12 protein-coding genes are annotated in these 16,807 nt (G+C 61.8%); 9 read left to right on the top strand and 3 right to left on the bottom strand.

Annotation, left to right across the window (positions count from 1 at the left end):
• Window positions 1–242: 242 nt before the first annotated feature.
• From A3728_RS16845 to A3728_RS16820, 6 genes are all read left to right on the top strand, one after another.
• The gene (locus A3728_RS16845) at window positions 243–1,004 is read left to right on the top strand and encodes an ABC transporter ATP-binding protein (protein ID WP_067926254.1); all 762 of its coding nucleotides are present in this window, start codon (window positions 243–245) and stop codon (window positions 1,002–1,004) included.
• Entirely contained in the window at window positions 1,004–2,008 is a 1,005-nt protein-coding gene (locus tag A3728_RS16840) for a branched-chain amino acid ABC transporter permease (protein ID WP_067926250.1), read from the top strand. Before A3728_RS16845 ends, A3728_RS16840 begins: the two co-directional genes overlap by 1 nt.
• Window positions 2,005–3,075: a branched-chain amino acid ABC transporter permease gene (locus tag A3728_RS16835; protein WP_067926247.1), complete on the top strand. Its 1,071-nt coding sequence runs from the start codon at window positions 2,005–2,007 to the stop codon at window positions 3,073–3,075. The genes A3728_RS16840 and A3728_RS16835 overlap by 4 nt, the downstream gene beginning before the upstream one ends.
• A 46-nt stretch (window positions 3,076–3,121) precedes the next feature.
• Window positions 3,122–4,330 (top strand): ABC transporter substrate-binding protein, encoded by a 1,209-nt coding sequence (locus tag A3728_RS16830; protein WP_067926243.1) that lies wholly within the window; start codon window positions 3,122–3,124, stop codon window positions 4,328–4,330.
• Between the two features lie 72 nt (window positions 4,331–4,402).
• On the top strand, window positions 4,403–5,200 hold the full coding sequence (locus tag A3728_RS16825) for an ABC transporter ATP-binding protein (RefSeq protein ID WP_082850878.1): 798 nt from the start codon (window positions 4,403–4,405) through the stop codon (window positions 5,198–5,200).
• Between the two features lie 9 nt (window positions 5,201–5,209).
• Complete coding sequence (locus A3728_RS16820; protein WP_067926235.1) at window positions 5,210–7,027, top strand: AMP-dependent synthetase/ligase; 1,818 nt, start codon at window positions 5,210–5,212, stop codon at window positions 7,025–7,027.
• Between the two features lie 123 nt (window positions 7,028–7,150).
• Here A3728_RS16820 and A3728_RS16815 read toward each other — a convergent pair whose 3' ends face one another.
• Window positions 7,151–7,582, bottom strand: a complete 432-nt coding sequence (locus tag A3728_RS16815) for a DUF1489 family protein (protein ID WP_067926232.1) — start codon at window positions 7,580–7,582, stop codon at window positions 7,151–7,153.
• A gap of 130 nt (window positions 7,583–7,712) precedes the next feature.
• Here A3728_RS16815 and A3728_RS16810 point away from each other — a divergent pair, with 130 nt between their 5' ends.
• On the top strand, window positions 7,713–10,271 hold the full coding sequence (locus A3728_RS16810; protein WP_067926228.1) for an adenosylcobalamin-dependent ribonucleoside-diphosphate reductase: 2,559 nt from the start codon (window positions 7,713–7,715) through the stop codon (window positions 10,269–10,271).
• A gap of 155 nt (window positions 10,272–10,426) precedes the next feature.
• Window positions 10,427–10,894: a hypothetical protein gene (locus A3728_RS16805; RefSeq protein WP_067926225.1), complete on the top strand. Its 468-nt coding sequence runs from the start codon at window positions 10,427–10,429 to the stop codon at window positions 10,892–10,894.
• A gap of 101 nt (window positions 10,895–10,995) precedes the next feature.
• Here A3728_RS16805 and A3728_RS16800 read toward each other — a convergent pair whose 3' ends face one another.
• Window positions 10,996–12,897 (bottom strand): propionyl-CoA synthetase, encoded by a 1,902-nt coding sequence (locus A3728_RS16800; protein WP_067926222.1) that lies wholly within the window; start codon window positions 12,895–12,897, stop codon window positions 10,996–10,998.
• Between the two features lie 257 nt (window positions 12,898–13,154).
• Here A3728_RS16800 and A3728_RS16795 point away from each other — a divergent pair, with 257 nt between their 5' ends.
• On the top strand, window positions 13,155–13,931 hold the full coding sequence (locus tag A3728_RS16795; RefSeq protein WP_067926218.1) for a MipA/OmpV family protein: 777 nt from the start codon (window positions 13,155–13,157) through the stop codon (window positions 13,929–13,931).
• A gap of 520 nt (window positions 13,932–14,451) precedes the next feature.
• Here the strand turns inward: A3728_RS16795 and A3728_RS16785 are convergent.
• Window positions 14,452–16,725 carry an NADP-dependent malic enzyme gene (locus A3728_RS16785; protein ID WP_067926211.1) on the bottom strand — a complete coding sequence of 758 codons (2,274 nt, stop codon included), beginning with the start codon at window positions 16,723–16,725 and terminating at the stop codon, window positions 14,452–14,454.
• Window positions 16,726–16,807: the final 82 nt, after the last annotated feature.

Here is a 16,807-nt window from a genome sequence, read left to right as displayed (position 1 = left end):
GCGGCCCCGTTCGCCATCAATCTCATAACCCGCTGAAATTATTTATAGTCACTACCGCTTTCCCTCCATCGACCGGTTCCTTCCGTATCGATGGCGCTTGCACGCGCTTCGGCCCGCGATAGGGTGGTGCCGCAAACCGGAAGATGGATCACCCGCCGGGCGGGGAAGATGGCCATTGCCCGGAGCAGCGCCAAGCGGGCAGAAGACCCGCAGCAAGGGCGCGAAGGCTTGGGGAGGTCCGATTGCTCAGGGTCGAAGATCTGCATCTGTCGTTCGGCGGCATCAAAGCGCTGCAGGGCGTGAATTTCGAAGCGCGTGAGGGCGAGATCACCGGCGTGATCGGCCCGAACGGCGCGGGCAAGACATCGCTCTTTAATGCGATTTCCGGGTTCTATACACCGGACCGGGGGCGGGTGTTCTTCGACGGGGACGACATCACCGCCCTCAGCCCGGACAAGAGGGCCGGCCTGGGGCTGGCGCGGACCTTCCAGAACATCGCGCTTTTTCGCGGGATGACAGTGCTCGACAATATCAAGCTGGGCGGGCACACGCGGCTCAATACCGGCGTCTGGCAGGCCCTGCGGTATTTCGGCGCCGCCCAGCGGGAAGAATTGGAACTGCGCCGCGAAATTGAGGAGCGGGTGATCGATTTTCTCGAGATCGACCACATCCGCAAGTATCCGATCACCATGCTGTCCTACGGATTGCAGAAGCGTGTGGAGCTGGGCCGCGCCCTGGCCATGCGTCCGCGCGTTTTGCTGCTGGATGAACCCGTGGCGGGGATGAACCGCGAGGAAACAGCCGACATGGCGCGTTTCATCCTCGATGTGCAGGAACAGTTCGGCACGACTATTCTGCTGGTGGAGCATGACATGCACATGGTGATGGACATCTGCAGTCATATCGTCGTGCTCAACTTCGGCCAGCAGATCGCGGCAGGATCGCCCGCCGAGGTCAGCCGCGATCCGACGGTTATTGAAGCATATCTGGGGGCGGCGGCCTGATGGGACAGTTCATGCAATTCGCCATCAACGGTTTGATGAGCGGTGCGATCTACGCGCTGATCGCCGTCGGCATCGTGTCGGTCTACAAGGCGACGAAAGTCGTCAACTTCGCGCATGGCTACCTCATCATGTTCGGGGCCTATTTCTATTTCACCTTCGCCGTCATCGTCCCGAACCAGCCCTGGGCGCCTGAGTGGCTGGCAAGCTGGAACCCGGAATGGATGGTCGAGATGCGCGAGGGGTTGCCGATGTTCTCGCCCATGGGGGCGATCCTAGACTGGGCGGCCAACGTGCCGCGCATCCTGCTGGGGCTGGCGGGGGCGCTTGTCTGCAATGCCATCGTGGGCCGCATTATCGAGCGCGTGCTGATGCGCCCGCTGATGGGACAGAGCGTGTTCGCGATGATCATGGTGACCGTGGGGCTCATCTCGATCATGTCCGGGTCCGCGCAGCTCATCTGGACGGCTGATGCCGCCAACGTGCCCTATATCGCGCCCAACACGCCGATCCGATTTGAACTCTTCGGGTCGATGATCTTCCTCTTCGGCACCGATCTGGTGAACATGATCATCGCGCTGGTGCTGTTCGCGGCCATCGTGGCCTTCGTGCGCTTCACCAAGGGCGGTATCGCCATCCGCGCGACCGCCGAAGACCAGTCCACCGCCTATTCGATGGGCATCTCGGTCCCCAAGGTCTTCAGCCGCGCATGGGTATTGGCGAGCACGACCGGCGCCATCGCAGGCGCGATCCTTGCCACTCGGAACGGCATTTCCCCCAGTCTCGGTCTTTTCGGATTCAGCGTGCTGGCGATCGTGTTGATGGGCGGGCTCGACAGCTACGTGGGCGTTTTCATCGCCGCGATGACGGTGGGCGTGCTCGAAGCGATGACGCAATGGAAGATGGGCGGCAACTGGGCCGAGATCGTTCCTTACGTCGCCGTGCTGGTCGTGTTGATCTGGCGTCCGCACGGGCTGCTGGGCCAGAAGGAAGTTGAACGGATATGATCAACGCCAACCTCAAGTCGTCCTATGCCGCCGACGAACGCGTGCTGGACAACCGCTACAAGCAGGGCTTCGTCTACGGATCGATCCTGCTGCTTGCGCTCTTTACGCTTTTCGGGAGCGACTATGCCATTCTGATCGGCAGCCAGATGGGCATCCTGCTCATCGCGGTGGTGGGGATCAACGTACTGACAGGCTATACCGGGCTGGTGTCGCTGGGGCACGGGGCCTTCGTGGCGATCGGTGCCTATGCGGTGACGATCTTCAACAATGTCGCCACGGGGATTATCCCGGCAGGGATCATGCCGTTCCTGTCGCTGCCTTTTGCCGTCTTTCTTGCCGCCGCGGTCGGCGTGCTGGTGGGGCTGCCTTCACTGCGGGTGAAGGGGCTTTACCTTGCCGTGGCGACGCTGGCGGCGAACTTCATCGTCATCTTCCTGATCGAGGAGGAATTGTTCGCACCCTGGACGGGCGGGATGGTGGGGCTTACCACCAATGCGCCCAACTTCTTCGGATGGGTGCTGGACACCAAACGCGAGATGTTCGGCCTGATCGCGGTGCTTGGGGTGCTGGCGCTTCTGGCGGCACAAAACCTCATGCGGACGCGCGTGGGCCGCGCCTTCATCGCGATCCGCGACCGTGATTATTCCGCCGAGATCCTCGGTATCTCGCTTTTGCGCTACAAACTGACGAGCTTCGCGATCTCCGCTGCCTATTGCGGCCTTGCCGGGGCGTTGTTTGCATATTTCTACGCGCGCATCCTGCCCGAACAATTTGAACTCGCGCTGTCGCTTCAACTCGTCGCGGCGCTGATCGTCGGGGGGTTGGGGCGCACCATGGGCCCGGTTTTCGGTGTTATCGTGATCGTGCTGGTGCCCGAGTTGATCAAGATCACCTTCGGGGCCGTCACCGGCGATGCCGCCGGAATGGCGCAACTGCGCGCGCCCTTGCAGGAAATCGCTTTCGGCGCATTGCTCGTTCTGTTTCTGCTGAAGGAGCCGCTGGGCATCAATCAGATCGTGGATCGCATCCTGCGCGCGGCGAACCGCTGGCCCTTCGCGCGCGGGTGATACCGGAATACCAAGATAAACGACCAAACCAGACAGGGAGACCAACATGACACTCAGCAGACGTTCGTTTCTAGCCACATCCGCCGCGGCGACCGCCGTTATGGGAACGCCCATGATCCTGCGCGCCCAGCCCAAGGAATATGTCGTGGCTTCTTCGCTGCCGCTTACCGGCCCCTTCGCCACGGCAGGTCAGCTCGTTTCACCGGCCATGAAGATGTTCGAGGCGCTGGTGAATGAGGACGGCGGCATCGGCGGCGTGCCCATCCGTACAGTGATCGAGGATTCAGGCTATGTGCCCGCGACGGCGCTTGCGAATTACCAGCGCGCCTTGGCGACGGAGCCGAACATGGTGCTCTATTACGGTGACAGCACCGGCTTCATGAAACTGGTGGCGCCCGAACTGAAGGGCAAGAATGCGACGTTGATGGGCTCCACCTCATTCGCCTCCGACCTCGCGAACCCGGCGGAGAACCCGTACCAGTATCTGCCGGGCCCCTCTTATGAGGATCAGGTCGACATCCTGCTGCAAAACATCAAGAACGCGGGTGGCACCAACGTCGCCTTCATCTTCTCCAACACCGAGTTTGGGCGCGACCCTATCGAACACGGTCGCAAGAAAGCAGAGAAGCTTGGCCTCGAAGTCGTGCTGGAAGAGACGACCAAGGCGCAGGGGGCGGATATCCCGACCCATGTGACCAAGCTCGCCCAGTCGGGTGCGGAACATTGCATCCTGCAGGGCTATGTCACCGGGGTCTGGCCGCAGCTTATCGGCGGCGCGCGCCAGTTCGGTCTGCCCACGCAGTTCTACGGCACGTTCTGGGGCATGGAGAAACTGATAGCGGATCGGGTAACGGCAGAGGCGGGCCCCTTCCTCGACGGCTATTCCGGGGTGATGCCCTACCGCTATTCCTACGATGCCGAAGAGGCGCCGATCTATCAGCGCTATGCGGCTTTCCAGAAGTCCGCTTTCGCGGGCACGCCGTTGGAAAACTACATGCCGACCTGGGGTCTGCAATCGCTGATTTCGATGAACCTCGGGGTCGAGGCGCTGCGCCGGGTGGCCGGGAAGGGCGAGGAACTGACCGCGGAGCGGGCGGCAGAGGAACTGGCTGGCATCACCGACTACGATACCGGCGGCTTCTTCGGCGGACCTGTAAGCATGAAGAACAACAAGATCGGCACCGGGCGGGTCTATACCTACGAAGCGGCGAGCGGCCTGTTCCAGCCCACGTCGGACTGGTTCACCGTCGAGTGACACGAAGCGGGCCGGGGGGTACCTCCGGCCCGTCGACCATTCCCATGCCTTGCCGAAACGAGGATCGCCCGCGTGCTGACCATCGAGAACATCGAAGTCACCTATCACCATACGGTACAGGCCCTGCGCGGCCTGTCGCTGGAGGTGCCGGACGGCAAGATCGTGACCCTGTTGGGCACGAACGGCGCGGGCAAGACGACGACGCTGAAAGCCGCGAGCAACCTGCTGGCGCTGGAAAACGGCGAAGTGGGCGAGGGGCGCATCTCGTTCAAGGGCAAATCCATCCTGTCGATCCAGCCGGACCGGCTCGTGCAGCAGGGGCTTTTTCATGTCCGCGAGGGGCGACGTATCTTTTCGGAGATGACGGTGGAAGACAACCTGATCGCCGCTTCCTATGCGCTGGACCAACGCAAGGCGAAGCCCGATTACGACAAGGTCTATGCTTTCTTCCCGCGCCTGCAGGAACGCCGCCGCCAGATCGCGGGCTACCTTTCGGGCGGGGAACAGCAGATGCTGGCCTTCGGGCGGGCAATGATCGCACGGCCCGAACTGATCCTGATGGACGAACCATCGCTGGGGCTCGCCCCCAAGATCGTCGAGGAGATCTTCGATACGATCCGCCGCCTGAACGAAGAGGACGGAACGAGCATATTGTTGGTCGAACAGAACGCGGGCGTCGCCTTTTCGGTGGCCGATTACGGTTACATCATGGAAAGCGGCCAGATCGTGCTGGAGGGTGACGTTTCGACCCTGCGCAACGACAAGGACATCCAGTCGTTCTACCTTGGGGTTTCCGACGATGGCAGTGAAGCGCGGCAATCCTTCCGCGACGTGAAACACTACAAGCGCCGCAAGCGCTGGCTGAGCTAGGAAAAGCACATGGCATTCGACGAAAGGCCCGGTGGATTTCGGCCCCTCGTGCAAATGGTCCACGATCACGCTGCCGAACATGGCGCGGCGGTGGCAATGCGCCAGAAGGAATTCGGCATCTGGCATGAGATCAACTGGGCCGATCTGCGCGACATCATGGAAGCGGTGGGCGCGGGCCTGATGGCGCTGGGCCTGGCGCCCGGTGGCCACGTTGGCATCCTGTCAGAAAACCGCAGCGAATGGGTGCAGGCGCAGTTCGGGATCAACGCCGCCGCGGGCGTGGTGGTGGGCATGTATCCCACCAGCCCCGCCGCGGAGCTGGATCACCTGATCAATGCCTCCGACACCACGATCCTGTTCATCGAGGATCAGGAGCAGCTCGACAAGATCAAGGATCTCGACGGGAAGGTGCCCGCGCTGACGCAACTCATCGTTTTCGATCCCAAGGGGTGCCTAGGGGATGAAACGCTTGGCCTCATCAGTTTCGAACGCCTGCTGGAACTGGGGCGGGCGCAGCTGTCGGAACTGGCCGGGGACCTCGCGGCGCGACAGGCAGGGATCACATCTGACGACACGGCGATGATGGTCTTTACCTCCGGTTCCACGGGGCTGCCGAAGGCGGCAGAGATCTCCTTTGGCAATATTCACGCGGGCGGGGCGATCGCCCGGGCGACTTTTGGGCATTTTCCAGCCGGTACAGACGTCCTCAGCTATCTTCCCCTGTGTCATATCGCGGAACAGGCGGTCACGGTGATCAACGGGCTCAGCCAGCAGTTCGTGATGAACTTCGGCGAGAGCTTGCGGACCATTACACTGGACCTTCGCGAAGTCGCGCCGCAGATCTTCTTTGGCGTACCCCGCATCTGGGAAAAGATGCAAGCCGGTGTGCTGGTACAGGCACAGACGGCAGGGCCTTTGCGCCGCCCACTGACGCTCGCGGCACTCAGGGGCGCCCAGCGCCGCGGCGCGATACGCCGCGACCGGTGGACCCTGCGCGACCGGTTGGCGCACAGCTTCTGGGATGCGCTTATTTACCGTCATATTCGCAGCTACCTGGGCCTCGGCCGCACCCGTTTCGCCATTACGGCGGCCGCTCCGATCAGTGCCGACCTTCTCGGCTTTCTGCGCGGGATCGGGATCAATATCCGTGAAGCCTGGGGGATGTCCGAGACATCGGGGGTGGGAACCATCCAGTCGGACTGGGGAGCCTGCGACGGTCGGATCGGCTTTCCCGTGGAAGGCGTCGAGACAAGATTGGCCGAAGATGGCGAGGTACTGTTCAAGGGCCCCACGATCTTCAAAGGTTACTACAAGAACCCGAAGGCGACCGCCGAAGCTATTCAGGATGGATGGCTGCACACCGGGGACGTGGGACGGATCGAGCCAGACGGGTCATTGTCGCTTGTGGACCGGAAGAAAGACATCATGATCAACGCCGCCGGCAAGAACCTGTCGCCCGCGCATATCGAGAACGTCATCAAGGCCAGCCCCTTTATCAAAGAGGTGATCGTCGTGGCCGACAAGCGCCCCTATGTCGCGGCACTTTTACAGCTCGATATGGACAACGTGCGCCTCTGGGCGGAGGGCCAGGGTATCGCCTATACGACCTTCCGTTCGCTGGCGGAGAATCCGCAGGTTCAGTCATTGATCGAAGGCGAGGTGCAAAAGCGCAATGACGATCTGGCACGGGTCGAGCAGGTCAAGAAAATCTGGCTGCTGCGCAAGGAGCTGGATCACGATGACGGCGAAGTTACCGCGACGATGAAGGTCAGGCGCGCGAAAATATTCGAAATCTATGCCGAGGAAATAGAAGCCCTTTACCGGTGAACGGAGCTTTCGGTAGGAACGGTGGATTTGAGTATTTGGAAAAGGGTGAAGGGAGCGGTCTGCCCTCCTTCACCCTTTCATAAATACTCAAGCACCCCGGATGCAGCGCTTCCCGCCGTCTGATCAGAGAACGCCGATTTCCGCCAAGGCTCGGTCGAGATCGCGGGGCAAGGCGGGTTCGTCCTCCCGCCCGTGGCGTAGGTCGGGGGGCGCATCGACGGGCGACAGGTAGCGCCAGCCTTGGAAGGGACGCCGCAGAACCGGAGAGACGCGGCGAATATCGGCATCCAGAACGATACCGCAGCGGCGGATCCCGTCATTGCCTATTTTCTCGTCGAAACCGAGGATGCGTTGGCGGCACAGGATCTCGCCCTTTATCACCCAATAGATCGAACCGCCGGCGAGGATCTCCGCTTCGCGTTTGGGCCACATCCGGGTGACATGGTAATATTTACCTTCGGATCGCTGGCCGGAGCGGTTGGTCTGCCAGTCGATGAGCGATTCCACGCTATCACTGCCAACGCTGAGCTTGATGAGGTTCATATATGGATTCATGGGGCCTTCCGGGGGCATGGGTGAAACCTACGATATAAGGTAGCCGGGCGCAGAGTTCGATCAAGGTGTGGTGGACTGGCGTCTTGGATTGGGTTATCTTGGTCGCCTTCCCCAAGCTGCAGGAATCGCCATGACCCGTTTCTCCACCCCCATTGCCGAACAGATCTGGGACATGAAATACCGGTTCAAGGACGCCGACGGAACCCCGCGCGATGTCACGGTGGAGGATACATGGCGCCGTATCGCCACCGATCTGGCGCAGGTCGAGGAGGACAAGGCGCTCTGGACGGAGCGTTTTTACGATGCTTTGCAGGACTTCAAATACCTGCCTGCGGGCCGCATCACGGCGGGGGCCGGCACGGCGCGGCGCGTCACATTGTTCAACTGCTTCGTCATGGGCACCGTTCCGGACAGCATGGCGGGCATTTTCGATATGCTGAAGGAGGCGGCCCTGACCATGCAGCAGGGCGGCGGCATCGGCTACGATTTCTCGACGATCCGGCCCCGGGGGGCGGATGTGCTGGGTGTCTCGGCGGATGCATCGGGGCCGCTCAGTTTCATGGACGTCTGGGATGCCATGTGCCGTACCATCATGTCCGCCGGATCGCGGCGGGGTGCGATGATGGCGACCATGCGCTGCGATCATCCCGATGTGGAAGATTTCATTTCTGCCAAGTCGGACCCGGCCCGGCTGCGCATGTTCAACATGTCGGTTCTGATCACCGATGCCTTCATGGAGGCGGTGAAAGCCGATGCGTCATGGGACCTTGTTTTCGGCGACAAGGTCTATCGCACCGTGGAGGCGCGCGACCTGTGGAACCGGATCATGCAGGCGACCTATGATTTCGCCGAGCCGGGTGTCATCTTCATCGACCGGATCAATGCGGCCAACAACCTGTCCTACTGCGAGACGATTGCCGCGACGAACCCCTGCGGCGAACAGCCGCTGCCGCCCTACGGGGCCTGCCTTCTCGGGTCGATCAACCTCGCGCGGTTGGTGACGGACCCGTTCGACGCAGGCGCGGCGCTCGATCAGGATGCGTTGAACGAGCTGGTGGCGACAGCGGTGCGCATGATGGACAACGTGGTGGACGTGTCCCAGTTTCCGTTGGAGGCGCAGGCGCGCGAAGCGCAGGCCAAGCGGCGGATCGGGCTTGGGGTCACCGGGCTTGCGGACGCGCTTTTGATGATGGGGCTGCGCTATGGGTCCGATGAGGCGGCGGCGCAGACCGAAGAATGGCTGCACGCCATTGCCCGCGCCGCCTACCTTGCATCAGTGGAACTTGCGAAGGAAAAGGGCGCCTTTCCCCTTTTCGATGCCGAGGCCTATCTGGCGTCGGGCACGATGCAGGGGATGGACGAGGACGTGCGCGAAGCCGTGCGGACCCATGGCATTCGTAATGCGCTCCTTACTTCCATCGCGCCCACGGGGACGATCAGCCTTTATGCGGGCAATGTCTCTTCGGGGATCGAGCCGGTCTTTGCCTATGCCTACACCCGCAAGGTGCTTCAGAAGGATGGCAGCCGCACCGAGGAGGAGGTGGTGGATTACGCCGTGCAGATGTGGCGCGACCTGAAGGGGGATGCGGACCTGCCCGATTACTTCGTCAATGCGCAGACGCTGGCGCCGCTCGATCACGTCAAGATGCAGGCGGCGGCGCAGAAATGGGTGGATTCGAGCATTTCAAAGACGATCAACTGCCCCGAGGATATCAGCTTCGAGGCGTTCAAGGACGTCTATATGGAAGCGTGGGATTCCGGCTGCAAGGGCTGCACGACCTACCGCCCGAACGACGTGACCGGCAGCGTGTTGAGCGTGGCGGAGGAGAAGCCGAAGTTTGACCTTCGTCATAACTTGAAAGTGCTAATGGAAGAAAAAAAGGTGAACGCGAAGAGTTTGGCGGGGAAGGCGGGCCTTAACTACACTGGGGTATATGATATTCTGAGTGGAAAAATTGGGTCACCGAAAGTCTCTACCCTTCAAAGTATCGCGCGAGCTCTCGGCGTTCCAGTTGGTCAGCTAATTGGCGGCGATACGCCCGGCGCAGCCGGGCAGGCCCCGACCGCCCCCATGGGCGGGGCCTTCGACCCCGCCCGCAGTCAGGGCCAGCCCTTGGGCAGTGGCACGCCAGAGGTTGTGGAAGACGCCAACGCAGGCGATGTCATCTACATGTCCGAACCGCTGGACCGGCCGAACGAGTTGGAGGGTAACACCTACAAGGTCAAATGGCCTGACAGCGAACATGCGCTCTATATCACCATCAACGACATTGTCCTGAACGGCCACCGTCGCCCCTTCGAGGTCTTTATCAACTCGAAAAACATGGAACATTTCGCATGGACCGTGGCGCTCACCCGGATGATCTCCGCCGTGTTCCGGCGTGGCGGTGACGTGTCCTTCGTGGTGGAAGAGCTGAAGGCCGTCTTCGACCCGCGTGGCGGTGCCTGGATGGGGGGCAAATACATCCCCTCGATCCTCGCGGCCATCGGCGGGGTGATCGAACGGCATATGATCGCCACGGGCTTTATCGCGGGCGAGGGCATGGGGCTCAAGACCGACCCGCAAGCCAAGGTCGTCGGTCTGGATGCGCCCCGTGGAAAGACCTGCCCCTCTTGCGGTCAGTTCGATCTGCGCATGGTCGAGGGATGTATGACCTGCGGAAGTTGCGGCCACAGCAAATGCGGGTAATGTGGACAATAAAACCATTAAATCACAACTGTTTACCACCCCAATACAATGCGCTGATATGTACGCGAAAGGCCCGGGCGGCGACATGAAGATGCCTTAGTTCGAGGCTTCTTCTACGGTTCATTCCGAGTAACCAAATTGAAATAGGTGAACCAATGAATCCGATTTCTCCACTCTTTGGAGGAGGCGCCCCCCGGGCGTATTCTCCGCCCCCGGGCAAGTCCGAAGCCCAGGGTCAGAACAAGGACAAAGCATCAGCCGAGACCAAGTCAGGCACCAACACTGCAGAGCCGTCCCGCAGCGAAGGCGCCGCGGCCGCCAGTGCCGCTCCGGAAAGCAAGCAGGTATCGCAGTCGCGTGCTGTTCAGGCCACCGGCGCCGCTCAGGCGAGTACATCTGTCGAGCGCACGCTGGTAAAGCCCGAGCAGGCGGTCACAGATGAATCCTTTGCCCGGGTTGCCGCGGAGCGGCAGCAGCAGGCGGCGAAGGCTCGACTGCTGATCGATCAGATCTCCGGTGTGAGCAAGGCGTCGCAGGGGGCCAATTCCTACAAGGCGACCCTGATGGCCGACCAAAACGCGGATGCCGCCGTCAGCCCGAAGGCTGAGACCAAGGCCGCTTGATCCGGGCCACATCATTGAAAAAGGCGGCGAGCGGTTTCAGATCGCTCGTCGCCTTTTTTCGTGAGGAAGGCCGGGTGGTGGCGGTGGCCTCCCGCCACGTGTCAGGAAGCTGCTTTCTTTCCTAGCCCCACTTCGCCCAAAGCCACGCTGATCTCGTCCAGAATGGCGGGATCGTCGATTGTGGCGGGCAGTTTGAAGTCTTCGCCGTCGGCGAGCTTTACCATGGTCGCCCGCAGGATCTTGCCCGAGCGGGTCTTGGGCAGACGGTCCACCACGACTGCCTTTTTGAAGGCGGCAACGGGGCCGATCTGATCCCGGACCCTCTGGACGCATTCGGCCACGATCTCTTCGTGGGGGCGGTCCACGCCCTTGCTGAGACACAGAAAACCGACCGGCGTCTGCCCCTTTAGCGGATCGGACGCGCCGATAACGGCACATTCGGCCACGTCGGGGTGGCCCGCCAGCACCTCTTCCATCGCGCCTGTGGACAGGCGGTGGCCGGCCACGTTGATGACGTCATCGGTGCGGGCCATGATGTAGATATAGCCGTCTTCGTCGATCATCCCGGCATCGCCTGTCTCGTAATATCCGGGAAAGGTGGCGAGGTAGGATTTGTGGAACCGTTCCGGCGCGTTCCACAGCGTCGGCAGGGTGCCCGGGGGAAGCGGCAGGCGCACCGCGATTGCGCCAAGCTGTCCCCGGGGCTTTTCCTGGCCCGCCTCGTCCAACACACGGATGTCGTACCCCGGCATTGCCACGGTGGGTGAGCCGATCTTAACCGGCAGTCTTTCAAGGCCAGCGGGATTGGCCACCATTGGCCAGCCGCTTTCGGTCTGCCACCAGTGATCGTAGACCGGCACGCCCAGAACGTCCTGCGCCCAGAGGATCGTATCTGGATCGGCCCGTTCCCCCGCAAGGTAGAGCGCGCGCAGGCGCGACAGGTCGTATTTCTTGCGTTCCTCGCCCGTGGGATCGTCCCGTTTCACGGCCCGGATCGCCGTGGGCGCGGTGAAGAAGCTGCGCACGTCATGTTCTTCGATGATGCGCCAGAAGGTGCCGGCATCCGGTGTGCCGATGGGTTTGCCTTCGAAGACGACGGTCGTGTTCCCGTGTACCAGCGGCGCATAACAGATGTAGGAATGCCCCACGACCCAGCCTACGTCCGACGCCGCCCAGAAGACCTCTCCCGGTTCGACGTCATAGACGTTCTTCATGCTCCAGTAGAGCGCGACCAGATGGCCCGCCGTATGGCGCACCACGCCCTTGGGCGCGCCGGTAGTGCCGGAGGTGTAGAGGATATAGGCGGGGTGGTTGCCCTCCACCGGGACGCAGTCCGCCGGGGCCACGCCTTCGCGCGCTTCGTACCAGTCCAGATCCCGGCCCTCGGTCAGGGTGCAGGGCTGCTGTTCGCGCTGAAGGATGACGCAGAAGTCGGGCTTGTGGGTGGCCAGTTCGATGGCCCCGTCGATCAGCGGTTTGTAGGCGACGACGCGCCCGGGCTCCAACCCGCAGGAGGCGGCGAGGATCGCCTTGGGCTTGCAGTCGTTGATACGCACCGACAGTTCATTTGCCGCGAAACCGCCGAAGACGACGGAATGGACGGCGCCGATGCGGGCGCAGGCCAGCATCGCTTCGATCGCCTCGGGGATCATGGGCATATAGATCACCACGCGGTCGCCCTTTGCCAGGCCCTGTGCTTTCAGCACCCCGGCCAGCGCCGCGATACGGTCGCGCATCTCGCGGAAGGTGACGTGCGATTTGGTTCCGGTGATGGGGCTGTCGTGGATGATGGCCACCTGATCCGCGCGCCCGTTTTCCACATGGCGGTCGATCGTGTTGTAACAGCCGTTCAGCTTGGCATCGGCGTACCATTCGTAGGTATCATTGCCGCGATCGAACAGGGCCTGCTTTGGCGGTTCGACCCAGTCGATGTCTTCCGCCAGTTCCAGCCAGAAGCTTTCCGGGTCGTCCTGCCAGCGTTCATAGGTTTCGCGATAGCCCATCACAGCCTCCTCCTCAATTCGGGTGACAAAGGGGTAGGCGAGCCTTGGGCGCGGGGCAAGTCCGCGCTGTCCTGCATAGGGGTAAGAGATGCGGTCTTTTCAAGAAAAACCGTGGACTTCATGTGTCACCCCGGAGAGGATAGCGGCCAAATCCGCGGTTTTTGCTGTCCGTCTTCTGAAGATGGGTTAGATGCCACAAAGACCGCGTCCGCTGCCATGGACGCGGAGCTGCCTGTTCCTGCTAGGAGTCGTTATCGATGCGCCTTTCCACAATTTTTTCTGCTTCCTGTGCCGTGGCCATCGCCGCGCTGACGGCTCTGCCGGCCGCCGCGCAGGAACGCTCTCTCAACTTCGCCATTCGCGGCGGGGTCGCTGCCGCGCCGGCATATCCGGGTTCGGACGACTACGAAGCCGCCCCCGATCTGGGTTTCACCTTCGGCGCGCTTCGGTTCGACCGGCTGAGCCTCGGGACCGGCATCGGTGTCATTCCTGACAATGGCTTCGGCGTGCGCGGCGCGTTTCGCTACATCGGTGAGCGGGACGATGCGGATTATCCGGTGCTGTCCGGTTTGAACGATGTCGATGCGACATTGGAACTGGGGCTGGGTCTTATCTATCGCCAGACCAACTATCAGGCCTTTGTCGACGTCCGGAAGGGCTTCGGTGGGCATGACGGCGTTACCGGCACCGTCGGAACCGACGCGATTTTCCGTCCCGATAACCGCTGGACGATCTTTGCTGGCCCCCGTCTGCATCTGGGCGACAGCGAATATTCTTCAACCTACTTCGGGGTGACGCCGGCGGAAGCGGCGGCTTCCAGCTTTTCGGCCTTCGATGCTGATGGCGGTGTTCTGGGTGCGGGCTTCGACGTGCAGGCCATCTACCGGATCAGCGACGACTGGGCGGCCGAAGGTCTAGTGAGCTATGAAAAGCTGGTGGAGGACGCCGGGGACAGCCCGATCACCGCTGTCGGGTCGGAAGACCAGTGGCGGGTGCGAATCGGTCTGAGCCGGGCATTCACCCTTCGCTTCTGATCCCGGGTCCGCGGGACCGCGACCCACAGAACACCCAAGAGGCGCAGGCGGTTCCGCCTGCGTTTTTCGTTTTCGGAAAGGGCCGTGTAGCGGGGCAAAAAACTGCCCGCCCCGGGAGCTCAATGCGCGGCGCTTGGCCGAAAATCCGCGTTTGCGACATCGCTGTCGAAAAGGGGAAGACGTCGGGGCGGCTGCGGTGACAACATGGTATCAGAGCCGGCATGGTGTCGGTTCGACCTGCAAACGAGAGTATGCGTCATGGCAACTTCGCCAAAACCCCAGACCAAGAAGAACCCCTCCAAGCCCGGCGACAAGCCGCAGCAGAAGTAAGGTTCTGTTCTCATCGGAATGCCGTCGCCCCTCTTTGGGGCGACGCGCCGGACGTATCCATAATCAACGTCCAGAGACTTGGCGGGAACCTGATCGAATTTCTTGATCACTCTTCGATAGGCCCCAATCCGTTTCATCAGATCGCGCCGTTGCCATCCCGGCACGGCGCGATTTTTTTTACCTCAGGCGTTCAACCGTATTCAGCCACCGGCGTGCCCGCGATGGCGCTCATGTTCAGAAGGCCGCGGGCGGTGATGGCGGGGGATACGATATGGGCGCGGTTACCCATGCCCATGAGAATCGGGCCGACCTCAAGCCCGCCGCCCTTCATCTTCAGAATATTCCGGACGCCCGACGCCGCATCCGCATGGGCAAAGATCAGCACGTTGGCAGGCCCCGACATGCGGTTACCCGGCAGAAGTCGCTCGCGCAGATCCGGATCCAGCGCGGTATCGATGTTCATCTCCCCCTCGTAGGAGAAGCCGGGCGACATTTCGTCGAGCAGCCTGATCGCCGCCCTAAGACGTTTGCCCGACCCTTCCCCCTGATTTCCGAACTGGCTTTGCGAGCAGAAGGCGACCTTTGGCTCGATCCCGAAGCGGCGCACATGTCGCGCAGCTCCGATGGCGATTTCCGCCAGTTGCTGCGGATCGGGATGCAGGTGCACCTGCGTGTCGGCGATGAAAAGCGGGCCGTCTTCGAGGATCATCATCGACAGGGCGCCATGGGCACGCCGCCCGTCCCGGCCAAGCACCTGCTCCACGTAGTTGAGATGCCACCGGGTTTCACCGAAAGTGCCGCAGATCAGGCAATCGGCCTCTTCCCGATGGACCATCACCGCGCCGATGGCGGTCGTATTCGTCCGCATCACCGCGCGGGCGATGTCGGGGGAAACGCCACGGCGGCACATGAGACCGTGGTAGGTTTCCCAGTAGTCGCGGTAGCGAGGGTCATTCTCCGGGTTCACGAGGTCGACATCCATGCCCAGCCGGATCGTCAACCCCGCGCGCTCAATCCGCCGCTCGATCACCTCGGGGCGGCCGATCACGATCGGGCGCTCCGTCGTTTCCTCCAGCATGGCCTGTGCGCAGCGCAGCACGCGTTCGTCCTCACCTTCGGCGAAGACGATGCGGCGGGGGGCGGATCGCGCGGATTGGAAGACCGGGCGCATCAGCAGAGCCGATTTGAACACCGAACTTTCGAGCCTGTCGCGGTAGGCCTCCATGTCCTCAATGGGCCGGGTCGCCACGCCCGTTGCCATCGCGGCTTCGGCCACAGCGGAAGAAACGATGCCGATCAGTCGCGGATCGAATGGTTTCGGAATGAGGTAATCGGGCCCGAATGTCAGCTGCTCGCCCTGATAGGCGGCAGCCGCTTCGGCAGAGGTTGTGGCCCGCGCCAGCGCCGCGATACCTTCGATACAGGCAATCTTCATCTCGTCGTTGATCATGGTGGCACCAACATCCAGCGCGCCGCGGAAGATGAAGGGAAAGCACAGGACGTTGTTGACCTGATTGGGAAAATCAGAACGACCCGTCGCAATAATGGCGTCAGGCGACACGGCCCGGGCCAGGTCCGGCATGATTTCAGGGTTCGGGTTGGCCAGCGCGAAGATGATCGGTTTTTCGGCCATCTGCTGGACCATCTCGGGCGTCAGGACGTTCGGGCCCGAAAGGCCCAGGAACAAGTCCGCTCCGGGGATGACATCCGCGAGAGTCCGCAGGTCGCTTTCCTGGGCGAATTCGGACTTGATGGGGTTCATGTCCTCCGTCCGGCCTTCGTAGACAAGCCCGTGAATATCGCAGAGCCAGACATTTTCGCGTTTCACACCCAGCTTCAGCAACATGTTGAGACAGGCGATCCCTGCAGCACCGCCCCCGGTGGAAACGATCTTGATGTCCTCGAACTTCTTGCCCGCCACGTGGAGCGCGTTGGTCGCGGCCGCGCCCACGACGATGGCGGTGCCATGCTGATCGTCGTGAAAGACGGGGATGTTCATCCGCTCGCGGCAAATACGTTCAACGGTAAAACAATCGGGTGCCTTGATGTCTTCGAGGTTCACGGCACCAAAGGACGGCTCCAGCGCGCAGACGATATCGGCCAGCTTTTCGGGGTCGGATTGATCGACTTCTATATCGAAACAATCGATGCCGGCGAATTTCTTGAACAGGACCGCCTTGCCCTCCATCACCGGCTTTGAAGCGAGCGCCCCGATGTTGCCCAGCCCAAGCACGGCGGTGCCATTCGTGACCACGGCTACAAGGTTACCCCGCGCGGTGAAGCGGGCGGCATTGGCCGGGTCCTTGCCGATTTCGATGCAGGCTTCGGCGACGCCGGGCGAATAGGCCCGGCTCAGATCCCGCCCGTTGGCCAGCGGTTTTGTCGCGCGCACCTCAAGCTTGCCGGGTTTTGGGAACTCATGATAATCAAGCGCGGCCTGGCGCGCATTGGGGGTGTCGGACATGCGGGTTCGCTCCTGCTGAGAATAGTTCAGTGTTAAACTATTCCTGAAGGAGGTCCAAGTTCACAGTTTCACGTCGCACCCG

It is taken from the genome of Sulfitobacter sp. HI0040 (assembly GCF_001634885.1).
Lineage (GTDB): Bacteria > Pseudomonadota > Alphaproteobacteria > Rhodobacterales > Rhodobacteraceae > Sulfitobacter.
Note: the sequence above shows the minus strand (reverse complement) of the source record. Positions and strands in the feature narration are given on the sequence as shown.

Coding starts and splice junctions, on each gene's coding strand:
- A3728_RS16815 (WP_067926232.1), bottom strand. CDS start 7,582: ATGAATCCATATATGAACCTCATCAAGCTCAGCGTTGGCAGTGATAGC.
- A3728_RS16830 (WP_067926243.1), top strand. CDS start 3,122: ATGACACTCAGCAGACGTTCGTTTCTAGCCACATCCGCCGCGGCGACC.
- A3728_RS16835 (WP_067926247.1), top strand. CDS start 2,005: ATGATCAACGCCAACCTCAAGTCGTCCTATGCCGCCGACGAACGCGTG.
- A3728_RS16795 (WP_067926218.1), top strand. CDS start 13,155: ATGCGCCTTTCCACAATTTTTTCTGCTTCCTGTGCCGTGGCCATCGCC.
- A3728_RS16840 (WP_067926250.1), top strand. CDS start 1,004: ATGGGACAGTTCATGCAATTCGCCATCAACGGTTTGATGAGCGGTGCG.
- A3728_RS16785 (WP_067926211.1), bottom strand. CDS start 16,725: ATGTCCGACACCCCCAATGCGCGCCAGGCCGCGCTTGATTATCATGAG.
- A3728_RS16805 (WP_067926225.1), top strand. CDS start 10,427: ATGAATCCGATTTCTCCACTCTTTGGAGGAGGCGCCCCCCGGGCGTAT.
- A3728_RS16810 (WP_067926228.1), top strand. CDS start 7,713: ATGACCCGTTTCTCCACCCCCATTGCCGAACAGATCTGGGACATGAAA.
- A3728_RS16820 (WP_067926235.1), top strand. CDS start 5,210: ATGGCATTCGACGAAAGGCCCGGTGGATTTCGGCCCCTCGTGCAAATG.
- A3728_RS16800 (WP_067926222.1), bottom strand. CDS start 12,897: ATGGGCTATCGCGAAACCTATGAACGCTGGCAGGACGACCCGGAAAGC.